The organism is Achromobacter sp. 1012554356, from assembly GCF_059760815.1.
Genome location: NZ_JCBANC010000008.1, coordinates 131445 through 139963 on the forward strand (window position 1 = coordinate 131445; position 8519 = coordinate 139963).

An 8519-nucleotide genomic window follows, 5' to 3' on the forward strand; every position below is an offset into this window, starting at 1 on the left:
GCGCTAATTACTCTACGTTGTCGGAGGCTTCGGGCATCAGGTTCCAGTGCAGCTTGCGGCGCAGGGTGGAGAAGAAACTGTAGCCTTCGGGATGCACGAATCGGATGGTATAGGGCGCGCGCTGCACGACGATGCGGTCGCCCGGTTGCAGGTCGGACCAAGTCTGCATGTCGAAGTGCACGCTGGCGCCGACTTCGACGCGGCCCATGGCCGTGAGCGTCATGTTGAGCACGCCCGTGTCCGGGATGACGATGGGCCGGTTTGAGAGCGTTTGCGGCGCCACCGGCACCAGCACCATGGCGTTCATGCCCGGATGCAGGATGGGGCCGTTGGCCGACAGCGCGTAGGCGGTGGACCCGGTGGGCGTGGCGATGATCAGGCCGTCGGCGCGCTGGGTGTACATGAACGCGCCGTCCAGTTCGACCCGGACCTCGATCATGCCGCCGCGGCCTGCGCGGTTCAGGACCACGTCGTTCAGCGCCGAAGCGGAGTACATCTTTTGGTCGCCGCGCCACACGCTGCCTTCGAGCAGCATGCGGTCTTCGATCTGGAAGCTGCCCTCGAGCACCCGCGCAAGCGCGGCGTGCGCGTCCTGCAGTGCGATGTCGGTGATGAAACCCAGGCGTCCGTGGTTGATGCCGACCAGCGGCATGCCGTACGGCGCGAGATGACGGCTGGCGCCCAGCACGGTGCCGTCGCCGCCCATGACCACGGCCAGCGAGGCGGTCTTGCCGATTTCCTCGAGCGTGGCGATGGGGTATTCGGTCAGCCCGGTATTGCGCGCCGTGTCCGAATCGATCAGCACATGCCGGCCCGCTTGCGTCAGCGCGTGCGCAAGTGCTCTCAGCGGTGTGTCCAGGCCGGTGTCCTGGTATCTGCCGATCAGGGCGACGGTGGGAAAGTGCATGGCTGCGTACAAATGAAAAGGGGCAAAACCGCAAAGCTGAATGCGCCCAGGATGGGCTAATTAGCCGATTATATGGGGCCGTATATCGGGTTGCGGGACAAAAATCGCCCCAACCGAAAAAGATTCCCTAAAATAGCCGCTATGGATGACCGCGCACGCGCATTACTGAAAGCGTTGATAGAACGCTACATCGCCGATGGGCAGCCAGTCGGCTCGCGGACGCTATCTAAAGTCTTTGACTTGTCCCCGGCCACCATCCGCAACGTCATGGCGGACCTGGAAGAGCTGGGGCTGATCCATAGTCCGCATACTTCCGCCGGCCGTGTACCCACGCCGCGCGGTTACCGCATGTTCGTCGATTCGCTGCTGGCGGTGCAGTCGTACCAGCTTCAGCCGCACAACATGGGCGAAATGCTGTCCGCCGCCGAACCCACTCGCGCCGTCAACGCGGCTGCGGCGTTGCTGTCGAACCTGACGCAGTTCGCGGGCGTGGTGCTCACGCCCAAGCGGGCCCAGGTGTTCCGCCAGATCGAATTCATCCGCCTGTCCGACAAGCGCGTCCTGCTGATCATCGTGACGCCCGATGGCGACGTCCAGAACCGCATTCTTTTCGTCCAGCGGGATTACGCCGAATCCGAGCTGCTGGAAGCCGGCAACTTCTTCAACATGCACTTCGCCGGCAAGTCCTTCAATGCCGTGCGGCAGACGCTGTCGACCGAGCTGGCGCAGTTGCGCGAAGACATCTCGCGCCTCATGCAGGCCGCCGTCGAGGCCAGCGCCGAGGCCGCCGAAGACGGTGATGCCGTGGTCATTTCCGGCGAGCGCAAGCTGCTGGACGTGACCGACATCGCGTCCGACATGGACCGGCTGCGCAAGATGTTTTCGCTGTTCGAGAAAAAGACCGACCTGCTCCAGTTGCTGGATGTCTCCAGCCGGGCGCAGGGCGTGCAGATCTACATCGGTGGCGATTCGCAACTGGTGCCCCTGGAAGACGTTTCCGTCATCACCGCGCCGTACGGCGTGGACGGCAAGGTGGTGGGCACCCTGGGCGTCATCGGTCCGACCCGCATGGCCTATGAGCGCGTCATACCCATCGTGGACATCACGGCGCGCCTGTTGTCCAACGCCCTCAGCCACAACCAGTAGTCCCATTCAAAGCTACATCCTCCTTGCGGAGGAAGGGGAGTTTTTGTGTTTCTTCGCCTGTTCAAGTATCTCTGGCCTGAGCGCTACCTTCCTGAACCCGAGCAAGAAGACCCCTTCAATGAAGATCCGCCGCCGCGGGTGCCCGGCAAGGTCGGCGTGCTGCTGGTGAACCTGGGCACGCCCGACACGCCGACGGCCAAGGACATCCGCAAGTATCTGGGCGAATTCCTGTCCGACCCGCGCGTCATCGAGATCCCGCGCTACCTCTGGAAGCCCATCCTGCACGGCATGGTGCTCACGCGCCGCCCCAAGCGGCTCGAACCGCGCTATGCCGGCATCTGGATGAAGGAAGGCTCGCCCCTGATGGTCTACAGCCAGCGGCAGACCGACGGCGTGCGCGCCGCCCTGCAGGCGGCCGGGGTGGATGCCGCGGTCGAACTGGGGATGCGCTACGGCAATCCCTCGATCCCGCTCGCCATCTCGAACCTTCGCAAGCAAGGCTGCGAGCGCATTCTGACGGTGCCCCTGTATCCGCAGTACGCCGCCAGCACCACCGCCACGGTCGTGGACGCGGTCACCCGCTACATGGGCAAGCTGCGTGATCAGCCGGAAATGCGCTTCATCAAGCGCTTCCACGACGATCCCGCCTACCTGGACCCGCTTGCCGCGCGCATCGAGCGGTACTGGACCGAACACGGCAAGCCCCAGAAGCTCGTCATGAGCTTTCATGGCCTGCCGCGTTACTCCATCGAGCTGGGCGACCCCTACTACCGCGACTGCATGGAAACGGCCCGGCTTCTGGCGCAGCGGCTTTCGCTGCCCCGCGACCAGATCGAAGTTACCTTCCAAAGCCGGTTTGGCACCGCCCGCTGGCTCGAGCCATACACCGAGCCGACGCTGAAGGCATTAGCCGCCTCGGGTGTCACCGAGGTCGATGTGGTGTGCCCGGGATTTGTGGCAGACTGTCTCGAAACCCTGGAAGAAATCAGCCTGGAATGCCGCGACGCCTTCCTGGAGGCCGGTGGCAAGCAGTTCCGTTACATTCCTGCCATCAACGACGATCCGGCCTGGATCGCAGGATTGTCGGGGCTGGTGGAACGATACTTGCAGGGGTGGGTTCCAGACACCACGGACTTGAAGGAGAAGGCGCATGCACCATGATCCCAAGACTGGCGAGCCGGTCAAGAAGGGCAAAGTCAGCACTCCCGTCGACGAGGATCGCGTCGAACATGACCTGGATGAGGCCCTGGCCGACACGTTTCCGGCGAGCGATCCGGTCGCGATTCCCTCCGATCCGGATGCCGACGACAGGCGCGTGGACCGCGCCCTGAAGGAAAGTTTCCCCGCCAGCGACCCCGTGGCTCCCGCGCAGCCGAGCAAAAAGTAGGCAATCCGCCGCCCGGTGCCCGGCCGTGGCGCCGGGCCTTGGGGAATATTTCGCTTAACCGGGCTTGAATTAGGGGTATTGGCCCCCATTCATGTCTGCGAAAGCCATTCTTTTTGGAGGATTCCCCATGACGGCACCCCACGAGCCTGCTGACCAGGCGCCCGAAGTCGGCCAGAACGCCGATGCGGCACCCGCCGCCCAGGACGCCGCGCAGGCCGAGCTGAACGAGTTGCGCGCCCAATTGGACGCCGCCCAGGCTACCGTCAACGAGCAGCACGACCAGCTTCTGCGTGTGCAAGCCGAAGCCGAAAACGTGCGCCGCCGCGCCCAGGAAGAAGTATCCAAGGCGCGCAAGTTCGGCATCGAATCGTTCGCCGAAAGCCTGGTTCCGGTCAAGGACAGCCTGGAAGCTGCCCTGGCCCAGCCCGATCAGACGGTCGAAACCCTGCGCGAAGGCGTCGAAGTCACCCTCAAGCAGTTGGCCGCCGCCTTCGAGCGCAACCTGCTCAAGGAAATCGCGCCGGCGCAGGGCGACAAGTTCGATCCGCACCAGCACCAGGCCATTTCATCCATTCCCCACGAGCAGCCCGCCAACACGGTGGTGCAACTGCTGCAGAAGGGCTATGTGATCGCCGACCGCACCCTGCGCCCCGCGCTGGTGATCGTTTCGGCCGGCCAGGGCTGAACCGCCTTCCCGCCATGACCGACCCGCGCTTCGACCCGGCCCAGGTATTCCAGGTGTTCGGCATGCGCCATGTCGACACCGCGGGATTCGACGCGGCCGTGGTGCAGGCGCCCGGGGCGGACCTGCGCTGCGTCTTCTTGTGGGGCCAGGATTGCTACAACTGCAACCTGTTCAAGCAGGCGGCGTTGCTGCACCAGGAAACGCTGGTGGGGCTAGGCCTTACGTGGTTCGAGGCCGATGTCTACGCGGACGAACCGCTGGGCCGCCGGTTCTCGTTGCATGGCGTCCCCACTTTTGTGCTGTACCGGTCCGGCAAGCGCCTTGGGCGCATCACGGGCTGGCCCGGATTGCCCCAGTTCACGGCGGCAATCCACCGCCTGCAGGACCCGGGCCCGGAAATTTCCAGCCCGGCGTCTTGAAAAACCCCACGGGCAGCCCCAGTTATGGGGGGACAAGCAGTTTTCCCCAAATTTTCATAGATTTAATAATCAAGGTAACCCACCATGAGCAAGATTATTGGCATTGACCTGGGAACGACCAACAGCTGCGTGGCTGTCATGGACGGCGGGCAGGTCAAGATCATCGAAAACGCGGAAGGTGCTCGCACCACCCCCTCCATCGTTGCGTACATGGATGACGGCGAGACCCTGGTCGGCGCGCCTGCCAAGCGCCAGGCCGTGACCAACCCGCGCAACACGCTGTACGCCGTGAAGCGCCTGATTGGCCGCAAGTTCGAAGAAAAGGCAGTGCAGAAGGACATCAACCTGATGCCCTACGCCATCGTCAAGGCTGACAACGGCGACGCCTGGGTTGAAGTGCGCGGCAAGAAGATGGCGCCTCCCCAAGTGTCGGCCGACGTGCTGCGCAAGATGAAGAAGACCGCCGAGGACTACCTGGGCGAAGAAGTGACCGAGGCCGTCATCACCGTGCCCGCCTACTTCAACGACAGCCAGCGCCAAGCCACCAAGGACGCCGGCCGCATCGCGGGCCTGGAAGTCAAGCGCATCATCAACGAACCCACCGCCGCGGCGCTGGCGTTCGGCCTGGACAAGACCGAAAAGGGCGACCGCAAGATCGCCGTCTATGACCTGGGCGGCGGCACGTTCGACGTGTCCATCATCGAAATCGCTGATGTGGACGGCGAAAAGCAATTCGAAGTGCTGTCGACCAACGGCGACACCTTCCTGGGCGGCGAAGACTTCGACCAGCGCATCATCGACTACATCATTGCCGAGTTCAAGAAAGAACAAGGCGTTGATCTGTCCAAGGACGTGCTGGCCCTGCAACGCCTGAAGGAAGCGGCTGAAAAGGCCAAGATCGAACTGTCGTCCACCCAGCAGACCGAAATCAACCTGCCGTACATCACGGCCGACGCTTCCGGTCCCAAGCACTTGAACCTGAAGGTCACGCGCGCCAAGCTGGAAGCGCTGGTCGAAGAACTGATCGAACGCACGATCGAACCCTGCCGCGTCGCCATCAAGGACGCCGGCGTCAAGGTTTCCGACATCGACGACGTGATCCTGGTCGGCGGCATGACCCGCATGCCCAAGGTTCAGGAAAAGGTGAAGGAATTCTTCGGCAAGGATCCGCGCAAGGACGTGAACCCCGATGAAGCCGTCGCCGCTGGCGCCGCCATCCAGGGCTCCGTGCTGTCGGGCGACCGCAAGGACGTGCTGCTGCTGGACGTCACGCCGTTGTCCCTGGGTATCGAAACCCTGGGCGGCGTCATGACCAAGATGATCCAGAAGAACACCACGATTCCGACCCGGTTCTCGCAGACGTTCTCGACGGCCGACGACAACCAGCCGGCCGTGACGATCAAGGTGTTCCAGGGCGAGCGCGAAATCGCCGCGGGCAACAAGGCTCTGGGCGAGTTCAACCTTGAAGGGATCCCGCCGTCGCCGCGCGGCATGCCGCAGATCGAAGTCACGTTCGACATCGACGCCAACGGCATTCTGCACGTGTCCGCCAAGGACAAGGGCACCGGCAAGGAAAACAAGATCACCATCAAGGCCAACTCGGGTCTGTCGGAAGACGAGATCCAACGCATGGTCAAGGATGCCGAGGCCAACGCCGAGGAAGATCACCGCGTTGCCGAACTGGCCCAATCGCGCAACCAGGCCGACGCGCTGGTGCACGCCACCCGCAAGTCGTTGACCGAGTACGGCGACAAGCTCGAAGCTGCCGAGAAGGAAAGCATCGAGGCCGCCATCAAGGACCTGGAAGACACGCTGAAGGAAGGCGACAAGGCCACGATCGACGCCAAGGTCGAAGCCCTGTCGACGGCATCGCAAAAGCTCGGCGAAAAGATGTACGCCGACATGCAGGCGCAGCAAGCCGCCGGCCAGCAACAAGCGGCCGACAACGCGAAGCCGGTGGACGACAACGTCGTCGACGCCGACTTCAAGGAAGTCAAGCGCGACCAATAATGGCCGGGCACTGACCTGCCTCTGCCGCCCGGTAGCCGGAGAAATCCGCCTACCGGGCGTACTCATTCTGTAGCACTGAAAAGAAGGCTCGGTTTCGAGCCCACGGATCATGGCAAAACGCGACTATTACGAAATCCTGGGCGTGGCAAAAAACGCCTCGGATGACGATCTCAAGAAGGCCTATCGAAAGCTGGCCATGAAATACCATCCGGACCGCAATCCGGACAGCAAAGAGGCCGAAGAGAAGTTCAAGGAAGCCAAGGAAGCCTACGAGGTCCTGGGCGATGAACAAAAACGCGCCGCGTACGACCGCTACGGTCACGCCGGCGTCGACCCCAACGCCGCCGGCATGGGTGGCGCGGGCATGGGCGGCGGTTTTGCCGACGCGTTCGGCGACATCTTCGGCGAAATCTTCGGCGGCGCCGGTGGTGGCCGTCGCGGCGGCGGGCCCCAGGTCTACCGCGGCGCCGACCTCAAGTACGCGCTGGAAATCACCCTGGAACAAGCGGCCGCCGGTTTCGACACCGAAATCCGCGTCCCCAGCTGGGAAAACTGCGACACCTGCCACGGTTCCGGCGCCAAACCCGGCACCTCGCCCAAGACCTGCCGCACCTGCGGCGGCTCCGGCGCCGTGCGCATGCAGCAAGGCTTCTTCAGCGTCCAGCAGACCTGCCCCACCTGCCACGGGAACGGCAAGGAAATCACCGATCCGTGCGCGTCCTGCGACGGCGTCGGCCGCATCCGCCGCAACAAGACCCTCCAGGTCAAGATCCCGGCCGGCATCGACGACGGCATGCGCATCCGCTCCAGCGGCAATGGCGAACCGGGCATCAACGGGGGGCCTCCGGGCGACCTGTATGTGGAAATCCACATCAAGCAGCACAAGATCTTCCAGCGCGACGGCGACGACCTGCACTGCGAACTGACCATTCCGTTCACCACGGCGGCATTGGGCGGCGAACTCCAGGTCCCCACGCTGGGCGGCAAGGCCGAGATCTCCATTCCCGAAGGCACCCAATCCGGCAAGACCTTCCGCCTGCGCGGCAAGGGCATCCGAGGCGTGCGCGGCAGCTACCCGGGCGACCTGTACTGCCACGTTGTGGTGGAAACGCCCGTGCGCCTGAGCGACGACCAGAAGAACATCCTGCGCCAGTTCGAGGCTTCGCTGAACGACGGTGGCGATCGCCACTCGCCGCAAAGCAAATCCTGGACGGACCGCGTGAAGGAATTCTTCAGCTGATCAGTCCGCAGATGATTGCGCTGCTGCCAAGCGAAAAAAGCCGCGACGTGAGTCGCGGTTTTTTTTTGCGGAAAAAATGCCGGGCTTGCTAGTGACGGTATTGCAGGATCAAGCAGAACGGCGAACCGCTTAACGGGCGGCCGGCGGATAGTCGAGTTCGCCGAAGGAGTATTCGCCGTTGGCTTTGGCCTGTTGAAGCTGGGCGCGCACATCCTGTTCGGTCAGGTCGGAGGTTTGGGGCAGAGCGGCCGGATAGTCCAATTCGCCGAAAGTGTATTGGCCGCTGACCTTGGCTTCTTGCAGCTCGGCCGCGACCTGGGAGCAAAACTTGGAATGTTCAACGCCGACTGCGTGCGCGGCGGCGCCGGCCAGGGCTAGGGAAACAAACAGCGTCGTGGCCAGGATTTTCATGAGTGAGACCTCCAGATTGTTTTAAGTCTTACGTATCTGCCGGTGTCTGACACCCTCGGGAGATGCTCTTGGTATGTCGCGAATCTCACCAGGGTGTCAGACACCTAGTGCAGAAGCAGCCACACGCGAAGCGGCATCGCTACGACGCAAGACAGCGCGTAAGCCCCCAAAGGCCGCCCGCGCGGCCGGCTGGGGGCGGGCACCGTAAGACGCTTCTCTTCCACACCGCCGTGGGCAAGAACCTAAAGAACCCAACTCGCCCCGGCCCCCGTGAAGATCAAACCAACAAAGCCCGGTGCGGCGTGGGCCTGGGG

General features: G+C 63.3%; 9 protein-coding genes. 7 read left to right on the forward strand and 2 right to left on the reverse strand.

All coding sequences use genetic code 11. The features are described from left to right. Positions 1 to 7 precede the first annotated feature (7 nt). The gene (locus AC6LJW_RS06050) at positions 8 to 907 is read right to left on the reverse strand and encodes an NAD kinase (protein ID WP_056568746.1); all 900 of its coding nucleotides are present in this window, start codon (positions 905 to 907) and stop codon (positions 8 to 10) included. Positions 908 to 1048: 141 nt separating this feature from the next. On the opposite strand from AC6LJW_RS06050, the gene hrcA reads away from it, so the two are divergent. From hrcA to dnaJ, 7 genes are all read left to right on the forward strand, one after another. Continuing rightward, positions 1049 to 2053, forward strand: a complete 1005-nt coding sequence (gene hrcA, locus AC6LJW_RS06055) for a heat-inducible transcriptional repressor HrcA (RefSeq protein ID WP_056568743.1) — start codon at positions 1049 to 1051, stop codon at positions 2051 to 2053. 45 nt (positions 2054 to 2098) lie between these two features. Next, a complete protein-coding gene (hemH, locus tag AC6LJW_RS06060; RefSeq protein ID WP_056568740.1) occupies positions 2099 to 3214 on the forward strand; it encodes a ferrochelatase in 1116 nt (371 codons plus the stop codon). After that, on the forward strand, positions 3204 to 3440 hold the full coding sequence (locus tag AC6LJW_RS06065; protein WP_056568738.1) for a hypothetical protein: 237 nt from the start codon (positions 3204 to 3206) through the stop codon (positions 3438 to 3440). The genes hemH and AC6LJW_RS06065 overlap by 11 nt, the downstream gene beginning before the upstream one ends. A 127-nt stretch (positions 3441 to 3567) precedes the next feature. Beyond that, complete coding sequence (gene grpE, locus AC6LJW_RS06070; protein ID WP_056568733.1) at positions 3568 to 4125, forward strand: nucleotide exchange factor GrpE; 558 nt, start codon at positions 3568 to 3570, stop codon at positions 4123 to 4125. Positions 4126 to 4139: 14 nt separating this feature from the next. After that, positions 4140 to 4544, forward strand: coding sequence for a thioredoxin family protein (locus AC6LJW_RS06075; RefSeq protein WP_105237580.1), 405 nt, complete (start codon positions 4140 to 4142; stop codon positions 4542 to 4544). Positions 4545 to 4628: 84 nt separating this feature from the next. Beyond that, entirely contained in the window at positions 4629 to 6554 is a 1926-nt protein-coding gene (dnaK, locus tag AC6LJW_RS06080) for a molecular chaperone DnaK (RefSeq protein ID WP_056568727.1), read from the forward strand. Positions 6555 to 6663: 109 nt separating this feature from the next. Continuing rightward, positions 6664 to 7794 (forward strand): molecular chaperone DnaJ, encoded by a 1131-nt coding sequence (gene dnaJ / locus AC6LJW_RS06085; RefSeq protein ID WP_056568724.1) that lies wholly within the window; start codon positions 6664 to 6666, stop codon positions 7792 to 7794. 129 nt (positions 7795 to 7923) lie between these two features. Here dnaJ and AC6LJW_RS06090 read toward each other — a convergent pair whose 3' ends face one another. Continuing rightward, positions 7924 to 8205 (reverse strand): DUF4148 domain-containing protein, encoded by a 282-nt coding sequence (locus AC6LJW_RS06090; RefSeq protein WP_498086772.1) that lies wholly within the window; start codon positions 8203 to 8205, stop codon positions 7924 to 7926. Positions 8206 to 8519: the final 314 nt, after the last annotated feature.